An 18,565-nucleotide genomic window follows, 5' to 3' on the forward strand; every position below is an offset into this window, starting at 1 on the left:
GCACGATCTATACGTCGGCTAATCGCCCGACGCATAGATCGCAATTCGATAGAAACGAACTGGCAGATTTTCCCGCTGTCATCCAGATACGGAACAATGGTGTTCTTGATCCAGAATTGAGTCCCGTTCTTGCGGCGATTGCAGACTTCTCCCCCCCAAACCTCGCCAGCTCGAATCGCCTGCCACATTTTTTCCCAGAACTCACCGTCGTGATAACCCGAATTCATAATATGCGGTCGGGCACCAACAAGCTCATCGCTGGAATAACCACTGATTCGGCACAATCGTTCATTGGCAAACGTGATGACACCGCGAATATCGGTCGTCATGAAAATGGCGTGCGAGTTGATTGCAAACTGAAACACGTCCTGCCGTCTCAATGCGGTGGTTAGTTCATGTGTCTGCAGCTCCAGCCGCATCTGCTGATCGCGGTAGCGGCCCAGAATTTCTGACGTGAAGACGGAGACACAACTGGCCATCAGCACGACCAGGACAATAATGATCCCTGTGGCCTCCGCCGAGACTCGCCGTATGAACGCGTCGCCACCGTCTGGATCGGCGTTGAGTGGATAAGCAGCAAACAGTCCGAATACGGTGATCAGAAGCGCAAGCGAGGCAGTCCATTTTCGTCGGGCAGGCGTGGCAAATCGCAGCAGATAGCAGCGATCTGTCAACCATGTGATTGTCAGCGTCAGTAACACAAATGCGGCAGCATCAAGGTGGTACTGAGTTACAAATTGCATCATCGAACCGAATTCCAGGGAAACGACCGATACGAACGACACACCACCAGAAATCGCAACCCTGCGACTCTGCAGACTCGGCCGACAGTATTCCATTCCGAACACGAAGCCAGGAACTTAACCTTTTGTGCAAACGTGATCGGACCCGGAATACGGTACAGACGCAACGGGGTGACGAACTTAAGCTAGCTCCCACGAATCAAGACTCGGTTTCGAAACACCACCAACGTGGCAAATACCGGTTGACCCAACAATCGGAGATCGGTGCAGACGGAATAGTCGCTACCCAGTCGACCGATCCTGGGTAATCATTCCCAGGATGAAACCTCTACTCGGAACAAATGCTACAGCTTCTTTCTGTCTTTCAGATAAAGCAGTGCTTTCTGTTCGTACTGAGGACTTTTCAGACCAACCCGAGCTGCTTCTTCCTTTGCCTGTGGCACAGCAACGCGGCCGTTCATCACTCGATGCACCATCCACACCGCGCCCACTCGATTCGCCGAAGCGCAGTGCAGCAGAACTCCGTTTTCCGCGGAAGCCGACTTCAACTTCTGCATTGCTTTTTCGAAGACGTCGTTTGTGAGTTCATCGGATTCACGAAATGGTAACTCAACAAATGTCATCCCAAGTGACTCCACCAGCTCTCGTTCATTCCAGTCAAGCTCTCCGTCTTTTCGAAGACTAATGACCGTCCTGATGCCTAAAGCGGGAAGTCTCCTGATTTGCTCCTGTGAAGGCTGCCCGGCCAGCCAGACATCCCCGGCACGGGTTACGTTTTTGGTATCTCCAAGTTCAGCCGTCTCCAGTTTCGCGTTCATGTCGAACACGCCTGCAGCCTTCCAGCCACCCTGAGGTTCGACCTTTTCGGCATCCGGACCTATCTTTGCTGCAGCATCAGCAACTGTCAGGATTGGCAAATCGTCCGGTAACCGTTTGAGTTTCATGTTTCGATAGCGAATCTCCATCTTTGGTCCAACGTGAACCTGAACACCAAGGACTCCCGCAAGTGACCGTTTCTTTTCGTCCAGATCAATCAGGTCCGCAGTTGGAACATCGTCGATCCAGTGACGATGATGGTTACCTTCCACCAGAATTCGAAACCGATGCCACTCACCGGGTGCAAAATGCTGCACCGGCATTTTACCAACGATCCATGGCTGCCCCTTCGGATCAACAATCACTTTTTCTCCCGTGTGTGACAGAATCCGCCGGCCGCGTTCCTCATAAAGCATGCCGTTGTAGCGATCGTTGTTGGAAACAACGTCACATTGGTAACCGGTGACAACAAATTCACCAAGATCCGGCCGTTCTTCACTGCGGTACTGCAGCCCGCTATTGCCGCCTGCAGAAATCCAGACCTCAGCAAGCAGCTCAAAATTCCCGACTGGATCAATATCCGCAACGATAAAACGATTGGATCGCAGCGTCCCGTCAGCCGTGCCAATCAAAGTGCCTTCCTCAACTCGCCAGGAGCTCAAATCTCCCCGCCAGCCAGCCAGCGAATCCTTTCCGATCAGGGACTGGTAATCATCAGCGATGGCGTTCGAAATCATGCCGAAACATGCAGACAGCAGGATAGACCTGACGACATAGTTTTTGATGACATTGTTCATGGAAATCCTCTTCAGGCTGGATCAATCGTGCAACCTTGGCAGCTTAGCAGGCAGCCACCCTTCACGCACGTGTATAACCCCGGCCAGTCTCCGATGACATGCCCTGCGTCATACACAGTCGCGCTGTCTGCCGATAAAATGCGGTCGAAGACCGGATGTATGAACAAAAAACGAGGTGAAACAGGGTTCCTCCGATTCTGCGACGGAAATCATGTCGCGGACGCACTGTAATTCGTTATGCTATCCGGCCCGGAACAGTTGACGAAAGTCCTTCATAAGACGGATAGAAGTCGCCAACTTCAACGTTGTTGGATCCCCGCCTGCAAGGCAACCTGCCTGATGAATCACTCACCCCAACTATCCAGAAGCCACGGCCCGGATCGATGGCGACATTTCGCTCTGGCCAGTCTGTCCGTCTTCGTTCTTCTTACCGGCAGCAACCATTGCACAATGGTTTCCGCGGATGATCATGCGTGGTTTGAAACAAACGTCCGCCCACTGCTGGTCAGACACTGTTATGAGTGTCATTCCACCGAATCAGGGAGTGAACTGAAAGGTGGACTGGCACTTCATAGTCGAGCTGGATGGATGGCAGGTGGTGACAGCGGAGCCGCCATTGTGCCGGGCAAGCCCGAAGAGAGTCTGCTGATTCAATCGATTCGTTATGAATCGTACGAGATGCCACCGAAGGGACGATTGCCAGACAACGAAGTCGCCATCTTTGAAGAATGGGTACGCCGCGGGGCACCGGACCCCAGAGACGAGGACTACAAACCACAGTCAAAAGGTGAAATTGATTTCAATGTCGCTCGTGAGTTCTGGGCATTTCAATCCCCGACCACCCATCATCCGCCGGACGTGCAGAATTCTGCGTGGCCGCGCGATGCCATCGACTTCTTCATACTTTCTGAACTGGAACAGAATGGCCTGCAGCCAGCGAATGATGCAGATCCCGCAGCGTGGCTGCGACGCACAACATTTGATCTGACCGGTCTGCCTCCAACCGTCGATGAACTGGACGCCTTTCTGGCTCACGGTGAAGAGGCAAAGAAAGTTAACGGCCCTGCGCGTCAACAGGTCGTTGACCGCCTGCTGGCTTCCAGGCAGTTTGGCGTTCACTGGGGACGACACTGGCTGGACGTTGCGCGATACGCCGACTCCAACGGTGGTGATTTCAATGCGACGTTCTACAACGCCTGGCGTTATCGAAACTATGTGGTCGATGCATTTAACAGCGACAAACCATTCGATCAGTTTGTGCGTGAACAGCTGGCGGGTGACCTGCTTCCCGCCAACAACGATCAGCAGCGTGCTGAGCAACTGATTGCCAGTTCATTCCTGATGATTGGCGTCAAGATGCTGAGCGAACGGGACAAGAATAAGTTGACGATGGACGTTGTCGACGAACAAATTGACACCACAGGAAAAGCATTCCTTGGCATGACGCTCGGATGCGCCAGATGCCACGATCATAAATTTGATCCCGTCCCGACAAAGGACTATTACTCACTGGCAGGCATCTTCCGCAGCACAGTCACACTGGAAGGCGAGAGCCAGCAGTACGTGTCAACCTGGGTCGAAACGCCACTTCCTGTGTCACCGGAAGAGGCCCAGCGGATTGCGGATCACGAGCAACACATCAAAGAGGCGAAGACCCGTCTGGCAAACGCAAAGAAGCAACAACAGGAACTGGAGAAGAAGGTAGCGCTGGCGGGATCAGCTAAGGGGTCCATCCTGATTGACAACGATGCGGCAAAGCTGACCGGCAAATGGCCATCATCCAGCCTCGCCCCTGCGCGTGTGGGTGCGACCTATCTGCGAGATGATCGGGAGAACAAGGGTCAAAAGTTCGTTGTCTGGACGCCGGACATCCGAAACGCCGGCAAGTACGAAGTGCGAGTCAGTTATCCGGGAAAAGGTGGCTGCGATGAACGCGTACCGTTTACCGTCAGGTTCAGCGGTGGTGAACGCCGTGTGCTCGTCGACCAGTCAAAGCCAGCCCCCATCGATGGGCTCTTCTGCTCACTCGGGACATTCGAATTCGCCGCAGGCACAACCGGCAGCATCACGCTTTCGACGGAGGGGACAACAGGCTTTGTACTGGCCGACGCCGTTCAGTTCATTCCGCAGAATTTGCCCGTCGCATCCGACGCGTCAATGATGCAGCAGCTGGCATCGCTGCAGCAGGAACTGGAAGAACTGAAGGCTTCCATCAGCATGCAGGAATCGGCCTTGAAGACGGCAGAGAAAGAGGGACCCAAACCACCCATGGCCATGGCCGCCCGCGAGGCATCGACGATCGAAGATTGCGAAATCCTTGTGCGCGGCGAACTTGCTCACCCCGGACCCAAAGTGCCCCGAGGCTTCATGCAGGTTGTCGCAGCGGGGCCTGGTGTCGTTCAACAATCGGAAGAAAGTGGCCGAGCTGAACTGGCCGACTGGATCGCGCGAGCAGACAATCCGCTCACCGCACGCGTTATTGTGAATCGTGTCTGGCAGCACATGCTTGGGGAAGGAATTGTCCGCAGCGTTGATAATTTCGGGCACCTGGGAGACCCACCATCGCATCAGAAATTGCTGGATACTCTGGCAACGGAGTTTGTACAGAACGGCTGGTCCGTCAAGCAGCTCATTCGCCGCATTGCCCTGACGCGAACCTACGCAATGGCCACAACTTATGATGAGCCGTCCTTTCAGACGGATCCGGACAATCGATTACTGTGGCGGGCAAACCGCAAAAAGCTCTCTGCCGAATCTCTGCGAGACAGCCTGCTGATGCTCAGCGGTCAACTGGATCTGACCCCCGGTGAATCCCCCGTCGCCGATCTTGGCGCGCTGGCGATCGACAATTCCAAACAGGGGGGTAGCGGTCGAAAGACGGATGCCGTCAAACGCAGCCTCTATCTTCCCATCGTGCGAAACGAACTGCCCGATTTTCTGGTCACGTTCGATTTTGCCGATCCCGATATGGTGACCGGCAGAAGACCAGAAACTAACGTCCCGGCCCAGGCCATGTATCTGCTGAACAATTCAGTAGTCAGAGAACATTCTCAGAAGATCGCCGCTCAGCTGATGTCGTCTGTACCGAAAGATACAACGGCACCAGATCAAATCATCTGTCGGGAGGCCTTCAAACGAATCCTGAATCGCCAGCCAACCGAAACGGAGATCAATAATATCTCCACCTACATCGATGGTCATCCCGACAGTGAACGCAACAACGTCTGGGCAGAGGTCGTACAAACACTTTTTGCCTCGACAGAATTTCGAATGCTGGAGTAAGTCTGAATATGCTATCGCAAACGACATCTCGCCGACATCTGCTTCAGACTTCGGCCTGTGGTTTTGGCATGCTGGCATTCGCAGGCATGGCATCGCAGGTCCGGGCGGTCAGCAAGACAACAGACCTGGCCATTCCGCAGCCACATTTTGCCGCCCGGGCAAAAAGGGTGATCTTCTTATTTATGCACGGGGGACCAAGCCACGTTGACCTGTTTGACTACAAGCCGCAACTGCAACGGGACGACGGGAAAGAATTGCCATTTGCTGCCGCACCAAACATCAGCGCGGTGCCAAAGCTCATGAAATCTCCGTGGAAGTTTGCTCAACACGGACAAAGCGGTCTCCGGGTTTCCGAACTTCTGCCACACCTGTCGAAACATGTCGACGACTTGTGCGTGATTCGATCGATGCATAGCCGGGGCCAGTCACATGGGCAGGCGGTTTGTATGCTGCACACAGGCAGCGACAATTTTGTTCGCCCCAGCGTTGGCGCGTGGGTGTCGTATGGTCTTGGCACGGAGAACAGCAGTCTGCCGGCCTTTGTTTCCATCAGTCCACCGACCGGTCATGGCGGCCCTCGCAACTACGGACCTGCTTTTCTACCGGCCTGTCATCAGGCCACAACCATTGGAAAGTCCGGGAAACTGGGCGACGCGAAAATCGCCAACATGAACAGTGATGCCTCTTCACTGGAAGGACAACGGCGACAACTTAATTTGCTGCAATGGCTCAACCGGCAACATCTTGAACGAGCCGTCGCGGATCCAGCGATTGAAGGAGCCATCGAATCGTTTGAGCTGGCATTTCGAATGCAGCAAACAGCTCCGGAGGTCCTGAATCTTGAGGAAGAACCAAAGTCGATTCAGGACATGTACGGTGTGGGCGAAAAGACGACCGACAACTTCGCAAAGCAGTGTATTCTGGCGCGACGCATGGCCGAAGCCGGCGTGCGATACATTCAGGTATCCACCGGAAACGTCTGGGACCAGCACGGGGGACTCTACGACGGACATACGAAGAACTGTCTGGCGGTGGACCAGCCGATCTCCGCGCTTCTCACCGACTTAAAACAACGCGGAATGCTGGAAGATACCCTTGTTGTCTGGGGTGGAGAATTCGGAAGAACTCCGATTGTCCAGGGCAGCAACGGTCGCGACCACAACCCGCAGGGATTCTGTATGTGGATGGCGGGCGGTGGCACAAAAGGCGGTCTCGCATACGGCAACACGGACGACTACGGATACTACAGCGTAGAAAACCGGGTTCATGTTCACGACCTGCATGCCACGATTCTTCATCTGCTGGGGATCAATCATCTGGATCTGACGTACCGCTACGCTGGCCGCGATTTCAGACTCACTGACATTTACGGCGAAGTCGTCCACGATGTGATTGCCTGACACCTGCATAATGGCGTGAGATTACATCGGCGGGCTACTGTCCGATGACTTCACCACCATTCGCCGATGCAAGCTGAGGCATTATCTGAGCAGCGCTGTACGAAATGTGGCGGACGCTTCCGTCGCACATCAGAAACAACGCACCCCCGTAATGCAGACTCCAGAAATGCAGGACATCACACGGAGCAGAGATCTTTCCTGGCTGAAGAAACGATGGACCAGTGCAGGCGAAATTCAGTTCTAACCGACCCCAGGGAACTTCCTCTACGCCCAGGAACAAATCGCCGTTTCCGGAACCATCCTGCCCAGCGCCGCTGTACCACCAGCCAAGGTTGCTGTCATGACTCGGAGGGCGTTCGCCAATGCACAGGGTGTTGCTGGTTCCGTCAGTGATGTCGCGCAACTGACATAATGAATCAAGAAACAGAACGCCGTTTTCCTGATGCAGATTGATTCCCGAGACACCAACATAGCTGCTCAATGCGACACGCTGATAGTTTAGCGTCGAAGCCACCTGAGACGTCTGGCAGCGTCCGTCCTCCGGACAGGCAAATAGCGGGATGGGCGTTGAAAGCGGTGTATGCGGCGGATTATCAAACGGAGAACCTGAGACTGCGTAGGCATTCGTCGAGACTTCGTAAAGCGTTGATCTCTCGATCTGAGGTAGGATCGCCGATTGCCAACTCATGTGCGGTCGCTCGCTCATTGCCCCGGTTTTGCCCGACGGAAAATGACCAAAGGTAGACTCGAAGTTGTGAAGGGCTACTCCAATTTGTTTCAGGTTGTTTGAACACGCCATGCGGCGAGCTGATGCGCGGGATTGCTGCACAGCTGGCAACAACAGGGCTAGTAGAACAGAGAGGACTGCGACACAGACCAGAACTTCGACAACTGTAAACCCCTGACAACGATACAGTCGCACGGTGGATTGCTCGTTAACTCCATGCTGTAGCAGAGTCCTCACGGCTGCACCTTTCGCCGAAGGAAAACCGCCACAGCAACAAGCACGCAACCAGCAAAGAAAAAGGTCGGGTACCAAGCTGAACGCAGGGCTCCCGGGACTGGCGGCTCCTCAAATCCAAATGCGGAGAGCCGTAATGAGTCCGCCACAAATGCGCCATCAACAGGAGCAGAAACTCTGAGGGGGAAGGCAGCAGGCCCAAACGTATAGTCGGCATCAAATACATCGTTATCAATCCAACCAGATTCTGATCGAATCAATCGAAAGTCACCGTCATTGGAATAATGATTGTTGATTTTGAATGTATGGATGACTTCCGAGTCATTCTCAATGTATTGACATTCCGAAGAGTCTATCACCCAGCCGTGCTCTGGCACTAATCGCACGGCTCCGCCCTTCAACCTGAAAACGGTCCGATCCGGAACAATGTCTGCCCGGAACTGAACCTCAACTAACGGACCATCACGCTTCGAAGAAATGATTTCGAAGCCACGGCTACGCCAAACCTCAGTGATTAGAATCCATTGAAGGGACAGTGGACGAAAGTGGTGGTTGCGAAAAACGTGCGGTAGCGATTCATTCAACTGCAATCGCACTTTACTCAACACCCAGTTCCCACCTTTCAAATCCACTTCGAACCAGTAATCGTCGTTGATACAGGCAACCGATGTCACTTCCCCGTTAACGAACGTCTCCACGCGCGATCCAAATTCACTTCCCAACAATCGAACTGTGCTCCCTCGGCCTTTATCAATAACGGCGGAAGCAGATCCCAATTCAGCAAGCGATTTCTCCCACGTTTCAGGAAGATGCGACAGGTCAACCTCGTTCGATAAAGCCGCACGAGGGGCCATGAAAGTCAGCAATACCGCAATCGCGATTCGATTCACCATTTCATGAACCCTCAATGCAGCAACCTAAGACCTATCGACACAACCCGTCACTTACAGGGGCAATCAGAGTCCACAGGCGTACAGAGTTTTGGTGCGACACACCCATTGTTTGTACAACCCGCAATGGCAATATGACATTCGATCGGTGTTGGAGTCGGCACGATTGCGAAGGCCGTCTCGGTCCCAGCCTGGAATCCCGACCATAGAACCAAGCCAAGCCCGGCGAGAGAACAAAAAGAGGAAAGAAATTGATTCACGACTGTACTCCTTTGGTGCAAAACAGTTGACAAAACTTAATGGCAAAACGATTGCCTGGAACTCATCAGTCAGTACTCATCAGTCAGTACTCTCCGTCGGCTCTGGAACCGGCGCCAAGCCATCCATGAAGGCGGATTCGCCACCAGCGGCCTCAACAACGCGAATTATCAGTGTAGACCTAAGAGGGTCCGGTAGCGGGGCAACTTCAAGTTCAAGAGGAAAAGGCATAACGTTTTCCGAGTAGTCTTCGGGCACCGCCGCAACAAGGCGAATCTCACATTCCTCACCGGGATCAATCGCCACAGGAAATTCAGTCAAGAACCAACAAACACAGCCTCTGTGTGGACCATACACAACAATGCGATTGCTCGACAGATTCTTCAGCACCGCTGAAAGTGTCACACTACCACCTCGCGCGCAGACGAATGCCCCATTGACGGGGCGAAGTTGAATTTGATTCGGTCCCGCAAGAAGCAAGCCAGCCATCCATGCCGCAGCAGCCAACAAAGGCAAGAGAGCAGTGAGCCAACGCATTCGAATTTGCACAAGGCACCCCAAAGATTGCAGGGAGTAGCACGCAGGGAGTAGCACGCAGGGAGTAGCACGCAGGGAGTAGCACGCAGGGAGTAGCACGCAGGGAGTAGCACGCAGGGAGTAGCACGCAGGGAGTAGCACGCAGGGAGTAGCACGCAGGGAGTAGCACGCAGGGAGTAGCACGCAGGGAGTAGAATACGAGCTGCACCAATTAAGTCAACCACAATCTCTAAACTTCAGGGACTGAACTTTGTCAACGAATATGAAGCCTGCTTCATACCAATCGCAAAAAGCTGTCCAAGCATCAACTGACCCGCTGCGTCGTAGTGGACAGTGTCCGGTTGAAGTGGCAATCCGTCCGTGGAAATCATCCAGCATCCCGATACAGATTCATTGCTTCCGGATCGCATGTCGGCCAACCATTGCTGCTCCCGAATCTCTTTTCGATGAGTGAACCGGTCCAGGCAGGGTTCATAAGGCAGAATCTGGCCCATCACAAATGGTACTGGCACCGGACTGGATGAATCAGGGCTCAAGTCCTGCTCAATTCGGCACTTCAGATTTTGAATCGACGACGCATAACTCGTGGCGCTTTCCGCATGCTTACTATCCTGTTCCCCCTGCATCCAGACGATTCCCTTCAAAACAGGCTTTCGTTGAGTTGCGTGCAGATGTTGAAATGCGGCTTGTACGGCTGCAATCATATCGCGGTAGTGTGTGCCAATGCTGGCATCGTCCTTCGATCGGCCAGGATAGAAGTTTCGACGACCGGGAGAGGGATCGCCGCCTTCCCATTTGTTTCCATTCCATCCGTGATGAAGCGGCTGGCCACTGCGAGCAAACTTGACGATGTAGATGGCTTGATTGGGATTCAATGACGTCATGGTCACCGCAAATCCAACTTCCGGGCCAAATTCACCGGCCCTGTCTGACGTTTGCAGCATCCCGGGATGCATCGTTTCAAAAGCATTCCCCGTCCAGAACTGGGCTGCAGGAATGGCCTGCAACCAGTTCTTCGGTACATCCGCAAGTTTTGCGTTCCCCTGCATATTGGACTGACCAGCCAGCAGATAAACATCTACCGGCTCCATCCGGCCCGCCTCACGACTGCTGCGGACATTCGGGCTGGATGCAGTCTCCCCGTCGGAATGATCCTTAACCGGCGAATGGTCTTTCAAATACGTGAGCCACTGAGCGATGATCGCCCCCTGGATATCACCCTGGGCCTCGTTCTCCTCAATCGTCTTTCCCCAGTAAAAACTGATCCAGCCATCAACTCTGACTCGTGACTGCGAGATGAATTCATCTGCCTCGTCGATTCCGCAACTGAGAGGAAAGATCTCTTCAATTACGATGGGTTTACCGATGTCGTAAACGGCCAGCGCTTCCAGAGTTTCCTTCACCTGACCCTTCTTTGGATAAAAGTGCACGCTGACAAAGTCCAGCGGTTCAACAACATCCGGGGAATAAAACAGCGGCTTCGCTCCTGGAAAGACCTGAGCCCACGGAATGACACCCACAGTAATCAGGTGCCGTTTATCCACGGAACGGATCGCATCGCTCATCTTTCGTACCCAGGCTGCTGCGACTTCGTTCCGAGTCCTCCCGTGTAAATCCAGTGAAATTCTCTGAACAAAATGCTTGCCTCCCAGTTCTCCGGTCAGCCATTCTGATTCCGGCTCTTTGCCCGGAAGGATGGGTTCATTCATCAGGTCGTAGCAGAAGACGGCAGAACTATCCCTGCACGTGACAGCGACAGCCGACCAGAAGCGAGACTGAACCTCCCAGCGTTGTTCTTCGCTCAGCGGATCGTACCAATCCGGGACGTCCTGTTTGTGGTAGCACCCCAGCCCGGTCAGATCGAGATACAGGCCGGTCTGCTCAGCAAGCTTCACAAGCTTCGCAAGCTGAGCCAATTGTTTTTCATCAGGTTCCACTGCAGATTTCATGAACTTCGAGAGCTGCAAATGAATCCGAACGACGTTCAGATTCAGAGCTTTCATTTCACCGAAGTCTTCAACAACCGTATCCCATTCGTCGAACCAATAATCCTCGATCAGTCGTCCGGCACCGTCGTGATCGTAATTGGCCCCCCAGAAGACGGCCTTTGTTCCTGACTCCTGGCCTGTAAAGTGGGTGCCGTCATCACTGACGCGAATCCACTCCATCACTGGTGCAGTTATCGCCGGGCCATCATCAATAACAGCCAGACAGCGATCAACACTAACGCACACCAAAGCAAGGACAAGACAGTTCAAACGCATTCTGGTCATCCTCAATCCATTCCATGTTCAGGACACTCGAATCAAATACAATCAAAACAACACAACCAAGATGGCAGCAGGTTGACAGCTGTGCGGCGCTAATTTGTCTTTGCAATCGTCAGTTTTTTTGATCATTCCATTTCCGGAATTCCTGATCCAGTGCCTGCACTGTCAGTGCATTAGCGGAAGAAACATCCCGGGTTTCCCCGATGTCAGAGGACAGGTCGAAGAGCTGCCAGGGCTCTGTTGCTTTCTCCCGAACGATTTTCCATTTCTCCATTCGTAGCGCTGCGTGTGTCCGATACTGAAAAACCAGCGAACGATGGACCGGTCGACTTTCACCTCGAAGAACCGCCGTCATGTCGTGACCATCTGTCTGCAACGTTTCCGACAACTCAACCTGCGCAAGACCGGCGCAGGTGGCCAGCAGATCGCACGACCACAACACCTCCGAACACACCGTTCCGGGAGGAATTCGCCCGGGCCAGCGTGCCATGGCAGCAACCCTCAGTCCCCCTTCCCAACATGTCACGCCGCCACTTCTTAGTGGCGTATTCTCGCCGACATCCAAACCGTCGCGGTTCAAACGAAACGCTCCGTTGTCGGACATAAAAAAGACAAACGTATTGTCCGACACACCCGACTCATCGAGCGAACGGAGCACTCGGCCAATGGCATCATCCATCGCCGTTACAACAACTTCGTAGCGCCTTCGCGGGTCCGACTCGTCGGCCTTCCATCCATATTTTTCAAAAGCGACAGCCGGCGCCTGCCAGATGTCAGGCTGGCCCGGCCGTTTGTTTTTTCTGTTCGGGAAATGCGGGGCATTGAATGGCAGATAGCAAAACCATGACTGCCCTGCCTTGCTGTGTCGCTGGATGAAATCGATGGCCGCATCAGCAAACAAATCGGTGGAATAGCTGCCGTCGGCATGCAACTCCTGAGTACCCTGATACAAATCATGCCGCCCATTATAGATGTGATGATAGTAATCCATATTGCCCGAGACATGGCCAACAAATTCATCGAAGCCACGATCGGTTGGCCGTGAACCTTCCGCAAAGCCAATGTTCCACTTCCCAAAGCAGCCTGTCGCATAGGGCGAAGAGGCACGCTTCAAAACCTGCGGGATCAGTGTTTCACTCTGACGAAGGCCTGTACCGTAGTTCCCGTCAATGCCGGCCAGCTGATCAATCAGTCCGTGCCGCTGCGGAATACGCCCCGTCAGCAGACTCGCCCTGGAAACTGAACATGTCGGAGATGCCGTGTAGAAGTCTGTCAGTCGAACACCTTCAGCCGCCAGTCGATCCAGATATGGACTGATGATGCGGGATGATGCGTTGTAGCAACGCAGATCACCGTAACCAAGATTGTCTGCTGTCATCAACAGAATGTTCGGCATGCGGTCTTCGAATGCCAATGCTGCAGGTATCGCCAGGACGCACTGCAGAAACAGAACGCAGTATCCCAAGACATGGATTCTCACCCGGCTTCGTTGGGCATGCAAATCGAGAGACGTCTGAATGAAGCGATGCCTGGTCATGAACTCATCTCGGCGAATCCAGGAAGACGGACTGCACACACGGAACGGCAATTCTGGAAGTCATTTGTGCCAATCGACAAAGCGATTCATCACCCACAGACACAAACGGCTGCCCGGCATTCTGGCAGTCAGACGACAAAAGAGCAAAACACAGGTTGACCCTACTGCTCCAGCAGTACATACTGTCGACACAGTACTTTGACAACAGGAGAACGAAATGGCGAAGACACCAGGCGATGCCGGGGACAACCGACCGGCCGAATTCGAAATGCAGATTCTTGGCGCGATCTGGGAACACGGTCCCGGCACGGTTCGTCAGGTCATGGAACGCCTGACCGACGGCAAGGACAGAGCCTACACGTCGATCCTGTCCGTCATGCAGGTGATGCAGAAGAAAGGTTTGCTGAAAGTCACTGACCGCGACGGTCTGGCCAATGTGTTTGATGCAGCCGTTTCGAGAGAAAAAGTGGTCGTGCCTTTGCTCCGAAGCCTGGTCACCAAGGTTTTTGGTGGAAGTCGCAAGGCCGCGTTACAGCATTTACTGCACGAAGACAAAATTGACCCCGAAGAGCTCAGCGAACTGCGGGAACTGCTGGATGAATTCGAAGCGCGAGCAAAGTCACGAAAAAAGAAGTCTTAGCCGTCCGTTGAAAAACCGGAACAGGCGCACAGGACGACTGGAAACCAATTTGTTTTCCGGTCTCCCGCTCGAGCCAGTCCCGTTTTCAACAGGCTGTCAGCGCCAAATAACGAAGCACCGACGCGACTTGTTCATTCCCCCAAACGATGCAATCGCGAACGATGCAAGTTCTCAGAGACAGCGATCTCGTCACAGCAAACAACCGGAGCTGAATGATGACTCAATTCCCAGACTGGCTGGCAAATCACGCTCAGATCATCGTCGAAGCATTGTTGCATTCTCTGTGGATCAGCGCAGCGATCGGGCTTTTCGTCTGGTTTGCATTAAGTCGTCTCCCCGCACGGCATTGCAATCTGCGATACGGAATCACGCTGGCCGGACTTCTGCTCACCACTGTGGGCACATTTGCCGCGGCCTCAGGCCTGCACTATTTTCGAGCGCACAATGCCCTTCGAGAGACCAATGCCCTTCGAAAGTATGAGACCGATCCTGCGTCTGAAGCTCATGTCGCTGTGCCTGACGTGCATGCCAACCATATTTCGCACTCCGACCATGCAGGACTCGACCGAAAAACAGAAAACACAGGCGACTCTGGAACGATGTCGGCCCCGCTGACGTCCGGCGACAACACACCTCCAGTCCATGCCCCGAATGTAAGCGAAGGATCCGGACCGAGTACAACATCGCCGTTTACTGTGAAACAATCGGATTCGCCGAAGCAAACAGTGACAACGGATTCGGAATCAGATCCAGATCCAGAATCAGGAAGAGCGACCGCTCAACAATGGCAGCGTGCCAGTCGATGGCTGTTAGTGATCTGGATCGCAGGCGTGCTATTCATGTTTTCCCGAACGCTGAATGCTCTGATTGGCATGCGCACTCTGAGGCAGGAATTACTCTCAGACGAACAATCGCAACTGGCTCAACTTGAATCCTTTGCCATGGAATTATGCAAGCGCATGCGGCTGCCCCAGCTGGTCAGACTCGCGATGAGCAACCAAACGACAACGCCTGCGGTTATCGGTTTTTTCAAACCTGTCGTGCTGATTCCGCCAGCGATGCTGACCGGCGTTCCGATCGACCATTGGGAAATGATTCTTGCCCACGAACTTGCCCACGTCCGCCGTTACGACGCGCTGGTTAACCTGCTTCAGATGATGATTGAATCAGCACTTTTCTTTAATCCAGCTGTCTGGTGGATGAGTCGACAGGTAAGGATTGAGCGAGAGGCCTGCTGTGATGCTGTGGCCGCCAGAACCACGGGAAGGTCAATTGAGTTCGCGCGGGTCCTGTTGAACGTGGCCGCCGGTACATGGAATGAAGAGTCGCGTGACCCAAACTTGAAGATACCGAACACTCAAGCGGGACAACAGCGTGCTTTCGTGATGGCACTTTCGGACAAGACCGATCTCACAACATTAAAGGATCGTGTCACCCGGCTGGCTGACCCTGAGCAACGATCAACCCCACGGTTTACTCGAACGGGTTTGATACTCGCTCTTGCCGCCCTGATCGGAACAACTATCGCCATTCAGAAAGGCACCGACATCGCTGTGAAGAAAGTGGCAGAACTGCTGACTCCGGCGGAAAGAGTGGAAACGCTGGCTCGTCTGCAGGCCGAGAACACCGGAGTCTTCGTGCCCGGAGGCAGCTCCCTGTTACAGCGGTCTGAACAGGATGTCGATCGGTCAGACAATCCAGACGCCACGGAAGATCGCTTTCCGGATCCACAGACGGATATGCTGGATGTCAAAGTGATTCTCCGGACCGAAGACGGAACACCAGTTCCAAAAGAACTTGTCATTCGTCGGCAATATGTCGTTCGTTTACCGGGCGGTTCAACTCATTCCACAGGAGACAATTTGTCGGGCCCCACAGAACCCGTTGAGGTCCATGAGATCACAATGAAGCTGCCTCGCTGCCAGTTTATCCTGGGAGGGTCAGCGCCCGGCTTTGCTCCGTTTACCACTGAAGCCAGGGATCTGTTCGAACAGTCAGACGCGACCACAATGGAAATCACACTAACCCGCGGTTTCGACACAACGGTACATGTAACCAACGAACAGGGTGAATCTATTTCCGGGGCAACGATAACCGGGGGCCCGATTTTCAAGCTGCGAGGCGGTACGACAGGAACAAACAATCTTCAGCAAACAACCGGTGAGAATGGAATCATTCCACTGCGTCACTGTGGCCCGGTGGTTTACCGGTTGATCGTTCGGGCACCGGGGTATCAGCACAACTCCTGGGAAGTCAATCTCTCATCAGACTCACCAACTCAACTGATGTTGAAGACAGCGAGGCCATCGGTCCTCAGAATCGTGGATGCCGAAACAAAACAACCCGTGAAAGGAGCCGTCTGCGTCCAGACCCTTTTGACACAGAATCATGCGGGCCATCCCTCAACAATACATTCAAGTGATCCGCGAAGCAGTGACCGGCGGTATTGGCTGACTCTGGGCGAATCAGATGCAGACGGGCAACTGGTGATCGATCAACTGCAGGATGAATCTACCTATTCAGCCGCGATTGTCGCAGACGGATATGGTACTCAGGGAATCACGGAACTGCAGGCCGGACAACAGGAACGGACCATTCACCTGGCGAAGCCGGTTGTCGTCTCCGGAAAAATCACGGGCGAACTCTCGCAACTTCCACACAACACGGGATCCGGCAGAAAAGCAACCAAGTCCACCTACCTTCTGCAGTACGAAAACCCCCTGTACAGTTCAGACACCAATGGGTCCCTGATGAACACCAGTGTCAGCTCGGATGGTCATTTCACGATTCCTGACGTCGTGCCCGGTTCGCTGGAATTTCGCCTTCCGGATTTCTCTACCCGCCACCGGGTACAAGTAACACATTCGATCGATGACCTTGTTGTCAATCTGCCTCCGAAGGAGGCCGTGCAGGAGACAACACAGACCAACCTTCCCACTCGCAATGTCATTCTTCGACTCACCGGGATCAGGGAAGATGCTCCGGCACGTGGCTATCTGCAGGTATCATGGTTTGGCACAGAACCCGAAATGAACGAACCTGTGCGTTCCATATTGTTAGACAGGAATCAGGTTCAGCTGAGTGTACCAATCGGAGCTGTCCTCCGTTACGAACCCCAGAATCTGGTGGGTTACTTTGTTTCTTACGAAGGGCAAACCGCAACGATTACAGGTGGGACCGGACCGCAAGTCATTGATATCCCTGCAGAACCAGCGGGCGCTGTGACGGGAGAAATTCGAAATCCGGACGGAACACCAGCCGATTCCGGTTTTGTCACTGTCTATCCCGCGAAAGTCTCATGGTTTTCGAAGTGGCAGAAAAACAATCGCCGTTTGAATCCTTCATCGGCTTCCGGCAACTCCAGATTCTTCCAGTCACTGCCCTTTGGCGGGACCTACGTCGTTTTCGCACGCCATCACGATAATGGTGGTCTTCTATGGTGCCTGAGTCACCCATTCACGATTGACGGGGAAAATCCGATTGAAAATCTCGAATTGCAGCTGGCACCAGCAAAGCCAGTCTCTGTTCAAATCACCGCTCCTGACGGATCGCCACTGACAACTGATTCTGTCGAGCTATCCATCAGCCTGAAGTGTGAAGGAACCGATGCAGGAAATAGCCTTTCACTGACCGCAGCAACCGACCAGAATGGTGTCGCTCGCTTTGAGCATGGACTGCCTGATGTGAAAGACGGACCGCTGACAGTGAGGGGCTTCGTGCGAATCCGAAACACCCACGGCTTCATCGGAAAACTGGCGGCGCTCGACGAATTGAGCCGGAAGGACGGCCATTACAGTGTGCAGCTTACGCCTGCTGTATCTGCACGAGGAATTCTGATTGACGCAGCCACCGGACGACCTGTGCCCAACGCAGACATCCGGATCTATCCGCGGGATTTCACGAAAGCGTCATTTGCAGACAACATCCGAACAAAGACAGATGCCATCGGCGAATTCCTCTTCGACAATCTCGAACCGATTACCTACACCGGACAGGTTGAAGGTGCCGCTATCAAAGGATCAAAGATCACATTGCTTCCGGCGGGTGGTTATCGTATCCAACCTCCAGCGACGCCGAAGAACCAGCATCTTTCATTAACCGGTGGAGAGACCTCGCCCGTACGATGGGAAGTTGAACTGGTGCCTGGACGAGGCCTTTCGCCAGTACCACCAGAATAAAAGCCATCCGTTCACTCCGCTGTAAGTCATTTAGAAGACTGATCACTGTATTCGACAGAAGAACTCTGAGCGTTCTGCTCATCCAGCGTTCTGCTCATCCGCGTTCTGTTCACCCAGCGTTCTTTTCACTGTGCGACACATGCAACCATCACACCATCCGGATGGTGCGAGACAACAAAGTTGACCTTCCTGCCGCAACTTCACATGATGCAGGCAGCACATGCGATGTTGGATCACCGATCGAATCGATCATTCG

11 protein-coding genes are annotated in these 18,565 nt (G+C 53.6%); 4 read left to right on the top strand and 7 right to left on the bottom strand.

All coding sequences use genetic code 11. The annotated features are described in order from the left end of the window. On the bottom strand, positions 1 to 746 hold a 746-nt coding region (locus R3C20_12010), incomplete at its 3' end, for a PAS domain-containing protein (protein MEZ6041226.1). A 341-nt stretch (positions 747 to 1,087) separates the two neighbouring features. Then, positions 1,088 to 2,356 (bottom strand): family 16 glycoside hydrolase, encoded by a 1,269-nt coding sequence (locus R3C20_12015; protein ID MEZ6041227.1) that lies wholly within the window; start codon positions 2,354 to 2,356, stop codon positions 1,088 to 1,090. 339 nt (positions 2,357 to 2,695) lie between these two features. Between R3C20_12015 and R3C20_12020 the strand changes: the two genes are divergently transcribed. Beyond that, a complete protein-coding gene (locus R3C20_12020; protein MEZ6041228.1) occupies positions 2,696 to 5,638 on the top strand; it encodes a DUF1553 domain-containing protein in 2,943 nt (980 codons plus the stop codon). Between the two features lie 8 nt (positions 5,639 to 5,646). Further along, positions 5,647 to 7,038 (top strand): DUF1501 domain-containing protein, encoded by a 1,392-nt coding sequence (locus tag R3C20_12025; GenBank protein ID MEZ6041229.1) that lies wholly within the window; start codon positions 5,647 to 5,649, stop codon positions 7,036 to 7,038. 34 nt (positions 7,039 to 7,072) lie between these two features. On the opposite strand, the gene R3C20_12030 is transcribed toward R3C20_12025, so the two are convergent. The 5 genes from R3C20_12030 to R3C20_12050 form a co-directional block, all read right to left on the bottom strand. Beyond that, a complete protein-coding gene (locus R3C20_12030; GenBank protein ID MEZ6041230.1) occupies positions 7,073 to 7,960 on the bottom strand; it encodes a DUF1559 domain-containing protein in 888 nt (295 codons plus the stop codon). Positions 7,961 to 7,998: 38 nt separating this feature from the next. Continuing rightward, positions 7,999 to 8,892 carry a hypothetical protein gene (locus R3C20_12035; GenBank protein MEZ6041231.1) on the bottom strand — a complete coding sequence of 298 codons (894 nt, stop codon included), beginning with the start codon at positions 8,890 to 8,892 and terminating at the stop codon, positions 7,999 to 8,001. 336 nt (positions 8,893 to 9,228) lie between these two features. Then, the gene (locus R3C20_12040; GenBank protein ID MEZ6041232.1) at positions 9,229 to 9,684 is read right to left on the bottom strand and encodes a hypothetical protein; all 456 of its coding nucleotides are present in this window, start codon (positions 9,682 to 9,684) and stop codon (positions 9,229 to 9,231) included. 236 nt (positions 9,685 to 9,920) lie between these two features. Further along, entirely contained in the window at positions 9,921 to 11,948 is a 2,028-nt protein-coding gene (locus R3C20_12045) for a sialate O-acetylesterase (GenBank protein ID MEZ6041233.1), read from the bottom strand. A gap of 118 nt (positions 11,949 to 12,066) precedes the next feature. Beyond that, positions 12,067 to 13,350, bottom strand: a complete 1,284-nt coding sequence (locus R3C20_12050) for a sulfatase-like hydrolase/transferase (protein MEZ6041234.1) — start codon at positions 13,348 to 13,350, stop codon at positions 12,067 to 12,069. 358 nt (positions 13,351 to 13,708) lie between these two features. On the opposite strand from R3C20_12050, the gene R3C20_12055 reads away from it, so the two are divergent. After that, positions 13,709 to 14,131, top strand: coding sequence for a BlaI/MecI/CopY family transcriptional regulator (locus R3C20_12055; protein MEZ6041235.1), 423 nt, complete (start codon positions 13,709 to 13,711; stop codon positions 14,129 to 14,131). A 215-nt stretch (positions 14,132 to 14,346) separates the two neighbouring features. Then, entirely contained in the window at positions 14,347 to 18,309 is a 3,963-nt protein-coding gene (locus R3C20_12060) for a M56 family metallopeptidase (GenBank protein MEZ6041236.1), read from the top strand. Positions 18,310 to 18,565 lie beyond the last annotated feature (256 nt).

Source organism: Planctomycetaceae bacterium, from assembly GCA_041398825.1.
Taxonomy (GTDB): domain Bacteria; phylum Planctomycetota; class Planctomycetia; order Planctomycetales; family Planctomycetaceae; genus F1-80-MAGs062.

What these genes read in the sequence shown, in the direction of transcription:
- R3C20_12025 (MEZ6041229.1), top strand. Translation starts at nt 5,647, where the DNA reads ATGCTATCGCAAACGACATCTCGCCGACATCTGCTTCAGACTTCGGCC.
- R3C20_12040 (MEZ6041232.1), bottom strand. Translation starts at nt 9,684, where the DNA reads ATGCGTTGGCTCACTGCTCTCTTGCCTTTGTTGGCTGCTGCGGCATGG.
- R3C20_12035 (MEZ6041231.1), bottom strand. Translation starts at nt 8,892, where the DNA reads ATGGTGAATCGAATCGCGATTGCGGTATTGCTGACTTTCATGGCCCCT.
- R3C20_12015 (MEZ6041227.1), bottom strand. Translation starts at nt 2,356, where the DNA reads ATGAACAATGTCATCAAAAACTATGTCGTCAGGTCTATCCTGCTGTCT.
- R3C20_12060 (MEZ6041236.1), top strand. Translation starts at nt 14,347, where the DNA reads ATGACTCAATTCCCAGACTGGCTGGCAAATCACGCTCAGATCATCGTC.
- R3C20_12055 (MEZ6041235.1), top strand. Translation starts at nt 13,709, where the DNA reads ATGGCGAAGACACCAGGCGATGCCGGGGACAACCGACCGGCCGAATTC.
- R3C20_12050 (MEZ6041234.1), bottom strand. Translation starts at nt 13,350, where the DNA reads ATGCCGAACATTCTGTTGATGACAGCAGACAATCTTGGTTACGGTGAT.
- R3C20_12020 (MEZ6041228.1), top strand. Translation starts at nt 2,696, where the DNA reads ATGAATCACTCACCCCAACTATCCAGAAGCCACGGCCCGGATCGATGG.
- R3C20_12045 (MEZ6041233.1), bottom strand. Translation starts at nt 11,948, where the DNA reads ATGCGTTTGAACTGTCTTGTCCTTGCTTTGGTGTGCGTTAGTGTTGAT.